At 58.2% G+C, this 15,537-nt stretch carries 15 protein-coding genes and 1 riboswitch; of the genes, 7 read left to right on the forward strand and 8 right to left on the reverse strand.

The genetic code is table 11. The annotated features are described in order from the left end of the window. Nucleotides 1–199: 199 nt before the first annotated feature. From rsmB to Q9R35_RS11530, 4 genes are read left to right on the forward strand one after another with little or no spacing between them, the layout of a single operon-like run. Nucleotides 200–1,504, forward strand: coding sequence for a 16S rRNA (cytosine(967)-C(5))-methyltransferase RsmB (gene rsmB, locus Q9R35_RS11515; RefSeq protein ID WP_311219923.1), 1,305 nt, complete (start codon nt 200–202; stop codon nt 1,502–1,504). A gap of 48 nt (nt 1,505–1,552) precedes the next feature. Further along, nucleotides 1,553–2,137: a DUF4390 domain-containing protein gene (locus Q9R35_RS11520; protein ID WP_042486797.1), complete on the forward strand. Its 585-nt coding sequence runs from the start codon at nt 1,553–1,555 to the stop codon at nt 2,135–2,137. Next, complete coding sequence (locus Q9R35_RS11525) at nt 2,137–4,473, forward strand: ATP-binding protein (protein WP_035270606.1); 2,337 nt, start codon at nt 2,137–2,139, stop codon at nt 4,471–4,473. Before Q9R35_RS11520 ends, Q9R35_RS11525 begins: the two co-directional genes overlap by 1 nt. Before the next feature lie 21 nt (nt 4,474–4,494). Next, on the forward strand, nt 4,495–5,190 hold the full coding sequence (locus Q9R35_RS11530; RefSeq protein ID WP_042486795.1) for a response regulator: 696 nt from the start codon (nt 4,495–4,497) through the stop codon (nt 5,188–5,190). Between the two features lie 112 nt (nt 5,191–5,302). Here the strand turns inward: Q9R35_RS11530 and Q9R35_RS11535 are convergent, their stop codons facing one another. From Q9R35_RS11535 to Q9R35_RS11545, 3 genes are all read right to left on the reverse strand, one after another. Beyond that, nucleotides 5,303–5,794 carry a 6,7-dimethyl-8-ribityllumazine synthase gene (locus tag Q9R35_RS11535; RefSeq protein WP_045929568.1) on the reverse strand — a complete coding sequence of 164 codons (492 nt, stop codon included), beginning with the start codon at nt 5,792–5,794 and terminating at the stop codon, nt 5,303–5,305. A 98-nt stretch (nt 5,795–5,892) separates the two neighbouring features. Then, nucleotides 5,893–6,034, reverse strand: a riboswitch (FMN riboswitch). A gap of 33 nt (nt 6,035–6,067) precedes the next feature. Then, nucleotides 6,068–7,363, reverse strand: coding sequence for a HAMP domain-containing sensor histidine kinase (locus tag Q9R35_RS11540; RefSeq protein ID WP_311219883.1), 1,296 nt, complete (start codon nt 7,361–7,363; stop codon nt 6,068–6,070). A 50-nt stretch (nt 7,364–7,413) separates the two neighbouring features. After that, a complete protein-coding gene (locus Q9R35_RS11545; RefSeq protein WP_223253991.1) occupies nt 7,414–8,121 on the reverse strand; it encodes a response regulator transcription factor in 708 nt (235 codons plus the stop codon). A 57-nt stretch (nt 8,122–8,178) separates the two neighbouring features. Between Q9R35_RS11545 and Q9R35_RS11550 the strand changes: the two genes are divergently transcribed. Beyond that, nucleotides 8,179–10,200 (forward strand): TonB-dependent receptor domain-containing protein, encoded by a 2,022-nt coding sequence (locus tag Q9R35_RS11550; RefSeq protein WP_042486784.1) that lies wholly within the window; start codon nt 8,179–8,181, stop codon nt 10,198–10,200. Nucleotides 10,201–10,207: 7 nt separating this feature from the next. Here the strand turns inward: Q9R35_RS11550 and Q9R35_RS11555 are convergent, their stop codons facing one another. Continuing rightward, nucleotides 10,208–11,122, reverse strand: a complete 915-nt coding sequence (locus Q9R35_RS11555) for a methyltransferase domain-containing protein (protein WP_063691591.1) — start codon at nt 11,120–11,122, stop codon at nt 10,208–10,210. A 231-nt stretch (nt 11,123–11,353) separates the two neighbouring features. On the opposite strand from Q9R35_RS11555, the gene Q9R35_RS11560 reads away from it, so the two are divergent. Next, nucleotides 11,354–11,953 (forward strand): phosphoribosyltransferase family protein, encoded by a 600-nt coding sequence (locus Q9R35_RS11560; RefSeq protein ID WP_311219884.1) that lies wholly within the window; start codon nt 11,354–11,356, stop codon nt 11,951–11,953. A 54-nt stretch (nt 11,954–12,007) separates the two neighbouring features. Further along, nucleotides 12,008–12,478 carry a tRNA (cytidine(34)-2'-O)-methyltransferase gene (locus Q9R35_RS11565; protein ID WP_042486775.1) on the forward strand — a complete coding sequence of 157 codons (471 nt, stop codon included), beginning with the start codon at nt 12,008–12,010 and terminating at the stop codon, nt 12,476–12,478. Nucleotides 12,479–12,605: 127 nt separating this feature from the next. On the opposite strand, the gene Q9R35_RS11570 is transcribed toward Q9R35_RS11565, so the two are convergent. The 4 genes from Q9R35_RS11570 to grxC form a co-directional block, all read right to left on the reverse strand. Beyond that, complete coding sequence (locus tag Q9R35_RS11570; protein WP_042486772.1) at nt 12,606–13,604, reverse strand: tripartite tricarboxylate transporter substrate binding protein; 999 nt, start codon at nt 13,602–13,604, stop codon at nt 12,606–12,608. A 79-nt stretch (nt 13,605–13,683) separates the two neighbouring features. Beyond that, nucleotides 13,684–14,736: an NAD(P)H-dependent glycerol-3-phosphate dehydrogenase gene (locus Q9R35_RS11575; RefSeq protein WP_404977947.1), complete on the reverse strand. Its 1,053-nt coding sequence runs from the start codon at nt 14,734–14,736 to the stop codon at nt 13,684–13,686. Next, nucleotides 14,736–15,230, reverse strand: coding sequence for a protein-export chaperone SecB (gene secB, locus Q9R35_RS11580; RefSeq protein ID WP_026483747.1), 495 nt, complete (start codon nt 15,228–15,230; stop codon nt 14,736–14,738). The genes Q9R35_RS11575 and secB overlap by 1 nt, the downstream gene beginning before the upstream one ends. A 39-nt stretch (nt 15,231–15,269) precedes the next feature. Beyond that, nucleotides 15,270–15,527: a glutaredoxin 3 gene (gene grxC / locus Q9R35_RS11585; protein WP_009458616.1), complete on the reverse strand. Its 258-nt coding sequence runs from the start codon at nt 15,525–15,527 to the stop codon at nt 15,270–15,272. Nucleotides 15,528–15,537: the final 10 nt, after the last annotated feature.

The raw sequence follows: 15,537 nt of genomic DNA on the forward strand, positions 1-15,537 counted from the left end.
GTCCTTCTGGAGCTTGAGGGCTCGAAATTGGGAAATAGGCTTGATTTTACCGTCCCATGCCCGGATGCGTACGGATCTTGTGCGTTTGAGCCCGGTTTATGCGGCAAATAGTGCTACAGTCGCAGTCATATTTTTCTTTTCTAGCGGTTGTTCTGTGTCCGACACCCATCTTTCCCCCTCTTTGCCCCTGTCCGAAGTCATGCTGCTGAGCGCGCGCAATATTGAAGGCGTGCTGGCAGGCAAGTCCCTGACTGAAAGCCTGGCTGCAACGCCAGCGCCTGCCCGTGCGGCGGTGCAGTCTGTCAGCTTCCATGTTTTGCGCCGTCTGGGCCATGCCCGTCAGATTCGTATCACGCTGGTGCCACGCCAGCCCAGCAATACCTGGCTGGATGCCTTGCTGATGGTGTCGCTGGCCTTGCTGGATACAGCCATGCGTGTGCAAGAGGATGCCAAGACTTTTGAGGATCGCCCGGATGTGCCGGTCTATGCCGTGCATACGGTGGTGGATCAGGCTGTGCGTGCGGCTGATAGCCAGGCTGCGCTGCGTCTGTCCAAGGGGTTGGTGAACGGGGTGCTGCGTCGCTTTACACGTGAACGCAAGATGATCCTGTCTCAGGTGGAGAGCCGCCCTGAAGCACGCTGGAATCACCCCGGCTGGTGGGTCAAGGAGTTGCGCCGTGCTTACCCGCGTGATTGGGAAGCGCTGTTGCAAGCGGCCAATCGTCCTGGGCCTTTGACCTTGCGCGTGAATCAGCGTCGTTGTTCAGTGGAGCGTTTGCAGGCTGTGCTGACAGAGGCCGGTATTGCTTCCAGCAGCCCTGGCACGGGTGCCGTCACCTTGGACAAGGCGATGCCGGTTCAGGCGATTCCTGGTTTTGATCTGGGCTGGTGGTCGGTGCAGGATTGGTCGGCTCAGCAAGCGGGGCTGCTCTTGCCGGTCAAGGATGGCATGCGCGTGCTGGATGCATGCGCGGCTCCGGGTGGCAAGACGGCCCATTTGCTGGAACAGGCGGATGTTTCCTTGCTGGCCTTGGACTCGGATGGTGAACGTCTGGAGCGTGTAGGTCATAACCTGCGTCGTCTGGGCCTGGCCAGCGACAAAGTTCAATTGAAACGGGGCGATGCGGCTCGTCCTGCTCAGTGGTGGGATGGGCAGCCCTTTGATGCCATCCTGGCTGATGTGCCTTGTACCGCTTCGGGTATTGTGCGTCGTCACCCCGATATTCGCTGGTTGCGCCGCGAGTCGGACATTGCCGATACCGCGCGTTTGCAAAGCTCTATACTGGATGCCTTGTGGTCCACATTGCAGCCCGGCGGGCATTTCCTGTATTCGACCTGCTCGATTTTCCCAGCTGAAGGGGAGCAACAGGTCGAGGCATTTTTGGCCCGTCATCCCGAGGCGCAGCTTTTGGACTCTCCTGGCCAGATTTTGCCCGGCGTTGCGGGACGATCGCTGGCAGATGGCGACGGTTTTTTCTACGCCTTATTTACGCGCCCGGTTTGACTTGTCACAATTAGGGCTCTGACTTTGTCCTTTTTGCGGTTAATCACGATGTGGCGCGTTTTTCTGTCTTTTCTGCTGATTTTCAACTGCGCGCTAAGCTCGGCCAATACCATTGTGCCGGTCGCTACGTCGGGAGAGCGGGTCGTCAAGGTCGAGCCCCATATTCGGGATGAAAAACTGTATATCGACGCGGATGTCGAATTCGAGTTAAGCCCGGAATTGCGCACCGCTGCCGAGAAAGGGGTGCCGCTGTATTTCACGGTTGAAGTGGAGTTGGCGCAGCCCCGCTGGTATTGGTTTGATAAAAACGTTGTTAAAGAACAACAAACCTGGCGGGTTGTGTACAACGCCCTGACCCGTCAGTGGCGCGTGGGCACGGGTGACCTGTCTTTACCCGAATCCTCCATGAATGACGCACTGGCCATGCTGCGGCATATCCGCGGCTGGGCCGTGGCGTACGTGGCTGATCTGGACCGCGACCAGGAATACCAGGGTCGTGTGCGTCTGCGCCTGGATACCTCTTTGCTGGCCCGTCCGTTTCAAGTGGACGCCATCAATAGTTCTGCCTGGACACTGGCTACTCCATGGAAAACCTTTTCCTTTTCCGTCTCCGTCGACGAGCCCCAACCTTGATACGTTGGATCTTGCGCACCGCTCTGTTTGGAGCGGGTGTCAGCGCGTTGGCGCTGTTTTCGCTTCTTGTCTGGTCTACGGGCAACGCTTCGCGCTACGCGCAGCAGTATGACTTGCTGCTGGTGCTCAACGGTGTACTGGCCGCCACGCTGATTTCCTGGGTGCTGTTGCTGACGATTCGTCTGTTCAGGCAAATCCGTCGGCGTCAGTTTGGTGCCCGCATGACGGCGCGCTTCGCCTTTTACTTCACTTTGATTGGCATTATTCCGGGGGCGCTGATTTATCTGCTTTCGGTGCAGTTCATGTCGCGCTCGATCGAGTCCTGGTTCAACGTGCGGGTGGATACGGCACTGGAATCGGGCCTGAGCCTGGGCCGCGCCGCCCTGGATTCGCAGCTCAATGAGCTGGAAGGTCGTGCCAATGAAATGGTGTCGGCATTGAACAAGGCGGACAGCGCGCAGTACAGCAGCTTGCTGATCTCCTTGCGTGAAAACAGCGGGGTGACGGAGGCAATGGTGTTTTCGGGCAATGGTCGTCTGATTGCCTTTTCCTCGGGCCGCTACGACACGCTGCTGCCTGATATGCCGCCGTCCAGCGTGATGAATCAGCTGCGTATTGCAGGCCGCTATTCGGCTGCCGAGGTGGATGATGATGCGCCTGTTCACGACAACGGTCTGGACGAAGGCGGGGTTCCCGCAGAGTCCACAGGTTTGCGTCTGCGCACGGTTCTACCATTGGCCGATCCCAATCGCTTTGCAGCAACCTTGAGTGGTACGGCAGACTCGCGCTGGCTGCAGGTCATTCAGCCTGTGCCGGACAAGATTGCACGCAATGCCAACCAGGTGCAGCAAGGTTTCCGGGACTATCAGGAGCTGGCCTTGTCTCGTCAGGGCTTGCGCAAGCTCTACGGTATTACGCTGACGCTGGCCTTGATTCTGGCGGTGTTTACGGCTGTGGCGGCTGCCCTGGCTTTGTCTCGTCGCCTGACGCGTCCTTTGTTGACGTTGGCTGCCGGGACGCAAGCGGTAGGGGTAGGGGATTACCGGGCTTTGCCTGAGCCGCCCGCCAAGGATGAAGTTGGCCAGTTGACGCGCTCTTTCAATGCCATGACCCGACAGCTGGATGAAGCGCGCCGCATGGTCGAGAAAAATCGTCTGCAGCTGGAGCGCTCCAATATGTACCTGGAGTCGGTGCTCAGCAACCTGTCCAGTGGTGTGCTGGCTTTTGATGAGATGTTCCGCGTCACCATGTTCAACCAGGGGGCGCAGCGTATCTTGCAGGTGGATCTGCGTTCGATTAAAGGTCGCCCGTTGGAAACGCTGGAAGGGGCCATGACCTTTGCCTCGGTGATACGTGAAGCCTTTTCCACGCATCAGGCCATGGGCTCGGACCATCCTTATTGGCAGCAGCAGTTTGAATTGGAAATGCAAGAAGGTAATGAAGCGCGTGATACTATCGTCACCGTTTTGGCCCGTGGTACCTTGTTGCGTGTAGATGGTCAGCCAACCGGCTATCTGGTGGTGTTTGACGATATTACCGACGTGATTTCCGCCAGCCGTCTGGTGGCCTGGAGCGAGGTGGCTCGACGCCTGGCACACGAGATCAAGAACCCATTAACGCCTATTCAGTTGTCTGCCGAACGTCTGGCCATGAAACTGGAGTCGCAGCTGGATGAAGTCCATGCTGCCATGTTGCTGCGCTATACCAATACCATCGTCAATCAGGTGAGTTCGCTGAAAAAGATGGTGGAAGATTTCCGGGAGTATGCCCGTAAACCTGCTACTCAGATGCAAGCGCTGAATCTGAATGAGCTGATTACCGAAGTGCTGACTTTATATGGTTGGGACCCGGAAGAAGGCATGGTCCGGGACGATGGCTATAGTGTGGCGATTGATGTGGAGCTGGACCCTGATCTGCCCATGGTGCAAGGGGATCCGACGCAGCTGCGTCAGGTTATCCATAATCTGCTGGCCAATGCTCGTGAAGCGGCGGCCCAGGATCAATCACTTGACCAGGCGCATGTATTTGTTAAAACCATGATTGCGGGCGTAGAAGGTTCCGATTCTTCTGATGCGGTCAGTTTTGTGGTCTCAGATAACGGGCCTGGTTTTGATCCTCAGATGCTGGTGCGCGTTTTTGAACCTTACGTAACCACCAAGCCCACCGGCACGGGTCTGGGACTTGCTATAGTTAAGAAAATCATCGAGGAGCACGGCGGCAGAATCGATGTTTCCAATCGTCGTGAGGGGGGGGCTCGCATTTCCATCCTCTTTACCCGGCTTGCTGGCCAGCATATTCGTCTGGACTCTGGGCGGCGAGCAAACGATAATGCGTAAAAATCACGTAGGTGACGTTTTATGGCCAGAATTCTGGTAGTTGATGACGAAATCGGCATTCGGGAACTTTTGTCGGAAATTCTTTACGACGAAGGGCACACCGTGCAATTGGCAGAGAATGCCGCCCAGGCTCGCGAGGCACGCTTGCGGGGCCGCCCCGATCTGGTCTTGCTGGATATCTGGATGCCAGACACTGACGGTGTCAGCCTGCTCAAGGAGTGGGCCTCCCAAGGCTTGCTGGATATGCCAGTGGTCATGATGAGTGGCCACGCCACGGTGGATACCGCGGTGGAAGCAACCCGTATTGGTGCGGTGGACTTCCTGGAAAAACCCATCACCATGCAGCGCCTGCTCAAGACCGTCGCCTCCGGTCTGGAGCGTACCGTTGCGCCCAAGGCGCTGGCAGCCGCTGCCCGCCCAGTGGTTCAGGGTGGTGATCGCCGCCCCGAAACAGCCAGCATGGTTCCCGGCATGGCGCCAGCCATGGCCGTGCCTGAAGTGGAGCAGGATGAGTCCCAGCTAGGCAGTATCTCGTTGGATCTGCCATTGCGTGAAGCCCGTGACGAGTTCGAGCGCATTTATTTTGAATATCATCTGCGTCGCGAAAATCACAGCATGACACGCGTGTCGGAGCGTACTGGTCTGGAGCGCACCCACTTGTACCGCAAGCTCAAACAGCTGGGTATAGACTCGTCGCGCAAGCGTAACCAGTCTTGATACAGTAGTTACCAGATGCATGGCCGAAGAACCTCGGCCAGTGTTGGCGTTACGAGTTAACGCAGCCCGAAGGATCGGGATTGAAGGCGGCCTTTTCAGGCCGCCTTGCCGTTTAGAGAGCGGCGACAGATGCCGCAGGCAGCGCCTGCAACTTGCTCACGGTATCCAGGCATGTACGGGCCGCTTCCTGGCCCTTGAGCACAAAGTGACGATGGAAGTAATCGTGGTGCTCTTTGCCATCATGGAAATGGTGTGGAGTCAGCACGACCGAAAACACGGGCACGTTGGTGCTGAGCTGGACTTGCATCAAACCTTGAATCACTGCGGTAGCCACAAAGTCGTGGCGATAGATGCCGCCATCAACCACCAGACCCGCAGCGACTACAGCAGCGTACTGTCCCGATTGGGCCAGACGTTGTGCATGTAGCGGAATTTCAAAGGCGCCGCCCACTTCAAAGAAGTCGATTAGGCTGCTGTCATGGCCCATGGCTTTGACTTCGTCGATAAAACCCAGACGGGCCTGATCCACAATGTCCTTGTGCCAGCAAGCTTGAATAAAGGCGATACGGGGAGCCAGAAGATTGGCTGGGGTAATACTGTTCATGTTGATTTCCTGTTTTATGACAACAAAAACAGGGCATGCAGGAAGCAGGATAGCTCAAGCCCATAGCAGGATGACTCCTGTACAGGTGGTTGAGGATATCCCGTTCTCTCTTTATCCGGACTATACCGTCGGCCCCGGAATCACACCGGGTCTGCTGTCCCTGACCAATGCCAGGCGCTCGCGGGCTAGGCTAGTGCCATTACCGCCGGTGGGGACTTGCACCCCGCCCTGAGAACGTAGTTGGCCGGGGAGGCCAACTGGACGAGTGTAACGCTAAACGCCTGGTTTGTCAGAGGCCACCTGGGCCTGCGTATCCAGCGGAAGCAGCAAGCGCAGGGTGCAGCGGGAGCCGGGCAGGAACAAGGCTTGCCCGCCATGGCGCAACAGGATTTGGCGCACAATGGTCAGTCCTAATCCCGCTCCTTGGCTGCCGCTGTCCTGTTTGTGGAAACGTTCAAAGACCAAGCTTGCCGTTCCCTCATCCAGGGCGGGGCCCTGGTCAATGATATCGATGGCGCACAAGCCTGGCTGTGGCTGGTGCAGATGCAAGGTGACCGTGCCGGAGCCATGGGTCAGGGCATTGTCCAGCGCATTGGCAATGGCTTCGGCCAGATCCATTTCGGAGGCCTGCACGATGTCCTGCTGGCTATCATCCTGAAACTGCAGCTCGCGGCCTGCCTGCTCGAAAAGCGGCCAGAGCTCGCCCATGGCGCGACGACAGAGTGGAGCCAGGGCTGTCTGGTCTGGCAGTGCCATGGTTTGCTCCTGCTTGCGCGCCAGGCTCAACCACTGGCTAAGCAGACGTTGCAGGTGGGCGATGTCCCCGCGTAACAGATCCCAGTCTTTCTGTTGTGCTTGAGCCGTTGTTTGCAGACGCAAGGACATGACCGCCAAGGGTGTGCGTAGCTGGTGGGCTGCATCAGCGACCAGGTGCTGTTCGTGCTCATAAGCCTGCATCAGCCGGTCCAGACTCTGGTTCACTGCGTGTGCCAGTGGACGAATTTCCGTGGGCAATTCGCTGACGGGCAGGCGCAGTTCGGGTTGTGCCGGCCCCAGGGTAGCGGCCAGCTCGGCGGCTTGCCGAACAGGACGCAATGTCCAGTGAACAAGCCAGGTAATCAAGAGCAGGCTCAGGGCACAGAAGGGCAGCCAAAGCATCAGGGAGCGCCACATCCGCGCCTGGAGCAAGGCACCGATCAACTCGCGTTCGCGTTCATCCCGTTTGGCGACCATCAGAATGTCACCATTGGACAGGGTGACGGAGACAGAAACGATGTTGCCACTACGCTGTGGCAGCTTGAACAAGGCCAGTTCGTCTTCGGGCCGGGAAGGACGAAGACGCCGGGGGCTGTCCAGGTTGTCTGATATCTGCAGCAGCCCGCCTTGCGCGTTGTAGAGCGAATAGGACATTTCACCGTCAGCGTAGTAGCGCGGCAATTTGTCCAGAAAATCATGCGTTTGGAAATCGTGGGCGATTTCCTCGGCCTGCAAAGACAAGCTGATACGGCGCAATTCGTCGCGGGTGTCGTACAAGGACAGCGCCAAGGCCAGAAATCCCAGCGCTAGCATGGGAAAGAGGATGATAAGCAACCGTCGCCGCAGGCTGAAGGCGCGCTTGTTCATAGCGGGCGCAAACGGTAGCCGACACCTCGAACCGTGTCTATGCACACTTGTGCATGATGCTCGCGCAATTTACGGCGCAACTTGGAAACCAGGGCTTCGATGGCATTCAGGCTGATGTCGGTCTGGCTTTTGTACAGCTGTTCCAGCAAATAATCTTTCACGAGCAGGCGGGGGCTGGCCTGCATCAACTCCTGCAGCAGCAGGCTTTCGCGCCGGGGCAGCATCAAGGCGTGTTCATTGACCCAGGCTTGGCGTACTTCGGGCTCAAAGCGCAGGTTGGCGACCATCAGCTGTTGATAGCGATGGGGGGCAGCCCTGCGCAAAATTGCGCTCAGACGCGCCTCCAGTTCCACCAGATCAAAGGGCTTGAGCAGATAGTCATCTGCGCCGCCACGCAGCCCTTGAATGCGATTGTGGACAGCATCGCGGGCACTCAGAATCAGGCAGGGCAGGCGCTGGCTGCGATCCGGATGATGCAGCTGCGCCAGAATCTCCATACCGTCCATATCGGGCAGGCCCAGATCCAGGATCAGGGCGTCAAAGCTGTGTTCCTGGAGCAAGGCCAAACCGATCCGGCCCGTGGTGGCGGTGCGGATGGAGTAGCCCTGTCCTTGCAGATGGCTTGCCAGCAGGCTCAATAAAGGCCGATGGTCTTCAATAATCAGAATGTTTTTCATCAGACTACGGTCAGAAACCGGGCTCATGATAGTAGCAAATAGAAATGAGTTTGGTTCGTATTATAAATAATGGAAGAAGCCGTGATGAAAATGAAAACGGGGCTGCGCTGGCCCTTGGCCGCCTTGTCCTTGGCGTGCATGTCTGCTTGGGCTCAGGAGCGTAATGAAGTTGAACAGCTGGGTGCTATCTCGGTGACGGCATCGGGCTTTGCTCAGGAGGTGGTAAGTGCACCCGCGTCCATCACAGTGATTCCGCGTGAGGAGCTGGAGGGGAAACGCTTCGAGTCCTTGGCCGATGCCTTGCGGCAAGTGCCGGGTGTCAGTGTTCTGGGAGGTGACAAGGGGGCGATTTCGATCCGTGGCATGGAGTCCGAGCACGTGCTGGTTCTGATTGATGGTCGTCGTCAGGACATGCGTCAGATCACCATGAAGGGGGGCGTGTCTGAGGCTCTGGACATGAACTGGATTCCCCCGCTGGAAGCTATCGAGCGTATCGAGGTGGTGCGAGGCCCCATGTCGACCTTGTACGGCTCCGAGGCTTTGGGTGGGGTCATCAATATCGTGACACGCAAAGTGGCCGATAAATGGCACGGCTCACTGACAGGGGGCTATACCTTGCAAGACAGTGGTTCGGCAGGAAATAGCGGCTCAGCCGATCTGTACCTGTCTGGCCCCCTTGTGCCGGGGCGTCTGGGCTTGCAGTTCTGGGGCTATCACAAGCAGCGTCAGGAAGATCTGGTTCTGAATGGCTTTGCGCGCGCCAAACGCCAAAACGGCACGGTACGCTTGTGGGCGACTCCCAATGACAATCATGAGTTCATGTTTGAAGCAGGCCGCACGACTCAGCACTTCTGGACTACACCGGGCAAGTCCCTGGCATTGACGGGCAAGGCTAATGAAAACGAGTACGTGCGCGATAGCTATACGCTGGCGCATACCGGCCGCTGGGGTAGCTTTGATACCGAATTGAGCCTTAACCGCGAGCAGGCTTATCGCGATGGCCCAACGCAAACCGCTCGCCCTGATATTCGCAATACCGTGATCGATGGCAAGCTGACTTTGCCTTTGGCTGATCACATGCTGGTAGGCGGTTTTCAGTGGCGCAAGAGCGAACTGCAGGCCGACGGCTACTATGCCAATCCCAATGGTGCGGGCGTAGATACTTCCGTGCGTGAGTACTCTTTGTTCCTGGAAGATGAATGGAGCCTGAGCCCATCCTTCGCCCTGACCGGCGGCGTGCGTATGGACGACAACGAGTTCTATGGCCGTCACTGGACTCCCCGTTTGTACGGTGTCTGGAGTGCGACGGATGCCTGGACGCTGAAAGGCGGGATCGCCAAGGGTTTCAAGTCCCCGACCATCATGCAAAGCAATCCGCAAATCGGTTTGCCACAGCGTGGTGGTGCCTACACCTGGGGTAATCCGGATCTGGAACCTGAGGTCAGCACCAACGTAGAGCTGGGCCTGTATTTTGACGATGGCGGCCCTTTGAGCGCCAACGCCACCTTGTTCCACACGCGCTACAAGAACAAGATTGCCAATACTGGCTCGCGTCAGCTGTACTACCCCGATGGTCGCCCTGTGCCACCGGATCCGTATACCAACAGCATGTACAGCACTTACTTCAATATCACTGAAGCACGGGTGCAGGGTCTGGAGTTGGGCTTGGCTTACCGCTTTAACGAGCAGTGGAAAGTGCGCGGCAGCTATACCTTCACGGACTCCAAGGTTCGTAATGGCAGCGCCACGATTCTGGGCTTTGGCTACCCGCAGTCCGAAGGTCAACCTTTGGTGGCAACCCCACGCAATATGGGTAGTCTGACGGTGGATTGGACGCCAAATGAAGCGGTGTCGGCCTTCTCGACCTTGAGCGTACGGGGCCGGGAAACCAATATTTCCTGGGGGCAGGGCGGTGCCGTCAGCGAAAGCATGGGGACGATTGCCACGGTGGATCTGGGAGCCAGCTGGCGTGCCAGAAAAGACCTGAGCTTGAGTGCCGCCGTCTATAACCTGACCGATCGCCGCCGCGACTCGGGTACCAGCGGGGCCTATTCCTACGCGGAAGATGGCCGCCGCTTCTGGTTGCAGGCCGAGTACCGCTTCTAAGCGCGGTTTATTCCTGGGGTTTGGGGCGGCGGCTGATCGTGGAGATCGGTACGCTGACCTCGCCCTGGGTACTGCGACGGCTACGGGCGCGCCAGGCGTGCCCGTAGGCAATTTCCAGGCTCAGATGCAAAGTGCCATCCATATGGCGCTGTTTTTCCAGCGCATTGAGCAGGCGCTGACGCCAGGGCAGGGTGCTCAGGCTGGCCTTGCGTTGAGGGTGCGGATTGCCGCCCAGCAGACGTAAATCATCCAGCAGTTTTTCAGCACTGCGATACGTCAGCGTCACGACTTCCTGATCCATCACGGGATCAGCAAAACCGTTCTCCAGCAGCAGATCACCAAAGTCGTGCATGTCCACGAACTCCAGCGTTCTGGTGCCCAGGTCCGCTTGCTCCATGGCACTGCGCAGTTCGGCAAAAGAGCCGGGGCCCAGGCAGGAGAACATGACCAGCGTTTCGGGTTTCAGCAGGCGGTTCCATTCAGCCAGGACCCGATGCGGTTCCGGGTGCCAGTGCAGGGCCATGTTCGACCAGACCAGTTCCTGGCTTTCTGCGGGCAGACCGCTATTGGCCATATCGGCCTGAATCCAGTTGGCCGCTGGCGTAGGCTGATTGCGCAGTTTTTGCCACAGGCTGGGTTTGGACTGGTAACGCTCGCGGGCGACGTCCAGCAGCTTGGCGCTGCGATCCAGACCGGTGTAGTTCATGTCCGGGTAGCGGGAACGCAAAGGTTCCAGCGCATGGCTGGCCCCACAGCCAGCATCCAGAATATGAGTGGGTTGCAGGCGTACCAAAGCCAGCCGGGACAACATCCGTTGCGCGACTTCACCATAAAGAAACTGAGCGTGATCCAGGGGAGCGCGGCGATTGAATTGCTGCTCGACGTGGGCGGAGTTGATTGGCAAAGAAGGTAACTGGGACATAGTTGCGCGGACGTTACTGGCGTGGATCAGTGGCATGTGCTGTGATCGGATCAGCCTGGCTCTGAAAGGTAATGATCTATTATGGCGCATCCCCTGTTTCGGCGCGAGCCGAGCCATCGTCTTGTAGGGATTCCACTGCTGGCACGACCTTGTGTGCTGTGTGGCTTACGTTCGCCAAGCGGCGCGCTGTGCCGCTTTTGCCGACACGCGCTGGCAACACCAGCAGAAGATTTGCGCTGTCCACGTTGCGCTCTGGCATTGCCCCCCTTGGCCTTGCTGGCCTGCCCGGATTGCGGAGCAGGGCAATTGTCCGTGCAAGCGACGGTTGCCGGATTTGACTATGAACATCCTGGCGATATGTTGATACATGCGTTTAAAATTTCCCGGCGGCTGGAAATGGCCGCGGTGCTGGCTGAGCTGATGGTGCAGCAATGGCGTCGCCATGGGCCTGTGCTGAACGCAGCTTGCCGGGTCATACCCGTGCCTTCGCAGCGTAGCGCCTTGCACCGTCGGGGCTTCAATCCGGCCGCGGTACTGGCCAGGCGCGTGGCGCATTCATTGGGTTTGTCAGCTCGCCTGCATATCGTTGTGGCCCAGCCACGGCCTGAACAGGCTCAGAAAACCTTGGGGCGGCAGGCTCGCAGGCAGGCCATGCGGGGTGCTTTTAGCGTGTGGGAGTCCTTGCAGGGGCATGATGTGTTGCTGGTCGATGATGTGTTGACCACCGGAGCCACCTTGGATGCCCTGGCGCGGGCGTGCCGGTCGGTTGGTGCCCAGTCTGTTTATGCCTTGGTTGCTGCTCGTGCTCCCTGGCGATTGAAGGTCTTCTAGCCCTGTATACTTCGTCGCTTGTTCGCGGCTTTTTCTGCACTTTTCAGGTTTTTCATGTTTCATATCGTCCTGGTTTCACCCGAGATCCCTCCCAACACAGGTAACGTCATTCGACTGGCGGCCAATACGGGCTGTGTCCTGCACTTGGTACGGCCTTTGGGCTTTGAGCTGGAAGACAGCAAGCTGCGTCGTGCCGGGCTGGATTATCACGAATGGGCGCAGGTGAAGGTACATGACAGCCTGGAAGAGGCCTTGCAGGCGACGGGCTCTGCGCCTGATCGCGCGTTTGCCCTGACCACACGTGGCAGTCATTTGCTGGCTGAGCAAAGTTTTCAGCCCGGTGATGTGTTTGTGTTTGGCCGTGAAACCGCAGGCTTGTCTGCCGAGCAACTTGCGCTGTTTCCCAACGAACAGCGGATTCGCCTGCCCATGTTGACGGGCCAACGCAGCCTGAACCTGTCCAACGCCGTGGCAATTTGTGTTTTTGATGCCTGGAGGCAAGCGGGTTACGAAGGTGGTGTTTAAACAAGCGGATGCTTGTCACGGAAAACGCTGATTTATGCCTATTAGTTTTCCGTTGATCGTCTTAAAGAAAACGGCCCTGCAAACGATAAATTTGCAGGGCCGTTTTGATGGAATCTAGTTTTCGGTTTTATTCCAGCGACAGATTCAGACGTTCAATCACCTCATCCCAACGAGCTTTGTCGGCAATGATCTTGTCCGTCATTTCTTGCGGCGTTGATGGCTCGGACGAGAAATAAAAGGCATTGAGTTTGGCCTTGATATCGTCGCGTTGCAGGATGGTGGTGATTTCCTGGTTCAGGCGTTTGACCACATCATCCGAGGTGTTGTGGGGCACAAAGAAGGCGTCCCAGGAAATTGCCTCGAAGTTTTCCAGTCCGGCTTGTGCCATGGTGTCCAGACCGGGCAGCAATTCGCTGGGCTGCAGGGACGTCACGGCCAGGGCTTTCACCTTGCCTGCTTCAACCTGGGGCATGGCAATACCGGGCACCATGAAGGCAGCGTCAATGTCACCACCAATAATGGCGGTCAGGATTTGTGGAAAGCCCGAGTAGGGGATTTGCTCCAGCTTGATATCAACCGCATGTTCCAGCATGGCCATGGCCAGGTGGGCCGAGCTGCCGGGGCCAACCGTGCCGTAGTTCAATTCGCCGGGGCGGGACTTGGCCAGGGCAATGAACTCTTCCACCGTGTTGGCGGGCGAGTTGGCTGGAACGACCAGCACATTGGGGCTGGTGCCAATCATGGAAATAGCCTGCAAGTCTTTCAGCGGGTCGTAGCCCAGCGAGGTCTTGTACAGGGTGGGGGCGGTCACCATGGGACCATTGATGGTCAGCAGCAAGGTGTAGCCGTCGGGTTTGGCGTGCGCCACAAAACGCGTGCCAATATTGCCGCCAGCACCGGGACGGTTATCAACAATGACGGTCTGCCCCAAGGCTTGGGACAGGGGCTCGGAAATGGCACGGGCCAGGGCGTCAGGCGAGGAGCCTGCCGGGAAAGGCACGACCATTTGAATGGGACGCTCGGGCCAGCTGGATTGGGCCAGAGCCGATTGAGCCAGCAAACCAGTGCAGGCCAGCCCCAGGACGGAGCGGATCAGAAGATCACGAGAACGAGCAAGCAATGACATTGTTTTGATTCTGAGTAAAAGACGGTTGACCGCAGATCCGGCAGCGTGGAGAAGGTGCCAGACCGGCAGACGGAAGGTATTAGTGGCCTTCTTGTTTGGCCTCGCGGGCGAGCAAGGCGTGGACAGCTTCGCGCGGGGCCAGCTGTTCAAACAGGATTTGGCAGACCGCTGCAGTAATCGGTAATTCAATCTGGTGCGCCCGGCCCATTTCCAGAACCGAACGGGCACAGCGTACCCCTTCAGCGGTAATGCCGGTGGCCAGGATGCTGTCCAGGCTTTCACCTGCACCCAGCGCCAGGCCCACTTGGCGGTTACGGGACAATTCGCCCGTGGCCGTCAGGACCAGATCGCCCAGTCCCGCCAGACCGGAGAAGGTTTCGGCCTGACCACCCAGCGCAACACCCAGGCGCTGCATTTCAGCCAGGCCTCGGGTGATCAGGGCGGCACGGGCGTTGTGGCCCAGGCCCAGTGCATCGGCAATGCCACAGGCAATGGCCATGATGTTTTTGACAGCGCCGCCCACTTCCACGCCGATCATGTCGGTGCTGGTGTAAAGGCGCGCTTGTTTGCCATGCAAGGCCTCAAGGGCAATGCCGGCCATATCAGCAGGTTCGCAAGCCAGTGTCAGCGCAACGGGCAGGCCTTTGGCGACTTCCAGGGCGAACGAGGGACCAGAGAGCACGGCACGGCCTAACCAGGGATGGTCGGGCAGGTTTTCACGCACAATCTGATGGGGTAACAAGCCGCTTTCCTGATGGAAGCCTTTACAGGTCCAGACCAGCAGGACGGGATGGCGGCGTGTGGCAGGCAGGTACTGCGCCAGATCCACACAAGTTTGCGCCAGGCCACGCACAGGCACGCCCAGAATCAGCAGGGCAGGGCCGGTGTCATCAGCCAGGGCAAATTCCATGACTTGCTGCAGGCTGTCGCTGGCTTGTAGCGAGTCGGGCAGCACGACATCGGGCAGGTAGGCAGGGTTGCGATGATCCTGCCCGATAGCCTGTGCTGTTGATGCCTTGCGCGCCCACACCATCGTGGGAGCCTGGGTGCTGGCCAGGGCGGCCAGCGCCGTTCCCCAGCTGCCTGCGCCCAGGACTGCGACACGAACAGGAGTGTGCGCGTTTGACATCATCAGGCCTGCAAAGGCTGGCCGTCAGCTTGGTCGGCACCTTGTTGCTGAGCCAGGCGCTGCTCGTACAGGGACTGGAAGTTCACTTCAGTCAGGTGCAGGGCAGGCAGGGAAGTGCGGTTGATGGCGTCAGCCACGGCAGCGCGCAAGTAGGGGTACAGCATGGTGGGGCACACGATGCCCAGCAGGGGCTCGAGCTGTTCTTCAGGGATGTTGGCAGCCTCGAAGATACCGGCTTGAGTGGCTTCCACCAGGTACATGACCTTGTCGCCAATGCGCGTGGTTACCGTGGCGGTGACGGTGCTTTCGTAGACCGTGTCAGCCAGGCGTTGGCCGCCCACATTGATGGACACTTCCACAGAAGGGGCCTCTTGCTCCAGAAAGATCTGGGGAGCGTTGGGCATTTCAATGGACAGGTCTTTGATGTAGGTGCGCTGCAGGCTGAAGCTGGGTTGTTGAGCTTCTTGTTCAGCGGCTGGGGTGTTCTGGTCGGCCATGGGTGATCCTATGGGATAAAAAAATTGTTAGAAAAAAAATCAGGCAGCCAGCAGAGGCAGCAGGCCACCTTCGCGGTCCAAAGCGGCCAGATCATCGTAGCCACCTACATGGGTGTCGCCAATGTAGATTTGGGGAACGGTACGCCGACCGGTGCGCTCCATCATGAGAGCGCGCTGTTCGGGTTCGCGATCAATCATGATTTTATTGATTTCAGTTACGCCGCGTTGCTTGAGCAGCATTTCAGCGCGCACACAATAAGGGCACACCATTGTGGAGTACATCGTGACTTTTGCCATGAGAGCCTCG

It is taken from the genome of Alcaligenes sp. AB3 (genome assembly GCF_031844565.1).
Taxonomy (GTDB): Bacteria; Pseudomonadota; Gammaproteobacteria; order Burkholderiales; family Burkholderiaceae_B; genus Alcaligenes; species Alcaligenes faecalis.

What these genes read in the sequence shown, in the direction of transcription:
- rsmB (WP_311219923.1), top strand. Translation starts at nt 200, where the DNA reads ATGCTGCTGAGCGCGCGCAATATTGAAGGCGTGCTGGCAGGCAAGTCC.
- Q9R35_RS11520 (WP_042486797.1), top strand. Translation starts at nt 1,553, where the DNA reads ATGTGGCGCGTTTTTCTGTCTTTTCTGCTGATTTTCAACTGCGCGCTA.
- Q9R35_RS11530 (WP_042486795.1), top strand. Translation starts at nt 4,495, where the DNA reads ATGGCCAGAATTCTGGTAGTTGATGACGAAATCGGCATTCGGGAACTT.
- Q9R35_RS11535 (WP_045929568.1), bottom strand. Translation starts at nt 5,794, where the DNA reads ATGAACAGTATTACCCCAGCCAATCTTCTGGCTCCCCGTATCGCCTTT.
- Q9R35_RS11540 (WP_311219883.1), bottom strand. Translation starts at nt 7,363, where the DNA reads ATGCTAGCGCTGGGATTTCTGGCCTTGGCGCTGTCCTTGTACGACACC.
- Q9R35_RS11545 (WP_223253991.1), bottom strand. Translation starts at nt 8,121, where the DNA reads ATGAGCCCGGTTTCTGACCGTAGTCTGATGAAAAACATTCTGATTATT.
- Q9R35_RS11550 (WP_042486784.1), top strand. Translation starts at nt 8,179, where the DNA reads ATGAAAATGAAAACGGGGCTGCGCTGGCCCTTGGCCGCCTTGTCCTTG.
- Q9R35_RS11555 (WP_063691591.1), bottom strand. Translation starts at nt 11,122, where the DNA reads ATGTCCCAGTTACCTTCTTTGCCAATCAACTCCGCCCACGTCGAGCAG.
- Q9R35_RS11565 (WP_042486775.1), top strand. Translation starts at nt 12,008, where the DNA reads ATGTTTCATATCGTCCTGGTTTCACCCGAGATCCCTCCCAACACAGGT.
- Q9R35_RS11570 (WP_042486772.1), bottom strand. Translation starts at nt 13,604, where the DNA reads ATGTCATTGCTTGCTCGTTCTCGTGATCTTCTGATCCGCTCCGTCCTG.
- Q9R35_RS11575 (WP_404977947.1), bottom strand. Translation starts at nt 14,736, where the DNA reads ATGATGTCAAACGCGCACACTCCTGTTCGTGTCGCAGTCCTGGGCGCA.
- secB (WP_026483747.1), bottom strand. Translation starts at nt 15,230, where the DNA reads ATGGCCGACCAGAACACCCCAGCCGCTGAACAAGAAGCTCAACAACCC.
- grxC (WP_009458616.1), bottom strand. Translation starts at nt 15,527, where the DNA reads ATGGCAAAAGTCACGATGTACTCCACAATGGTGTGCCCTTATTGTGTG.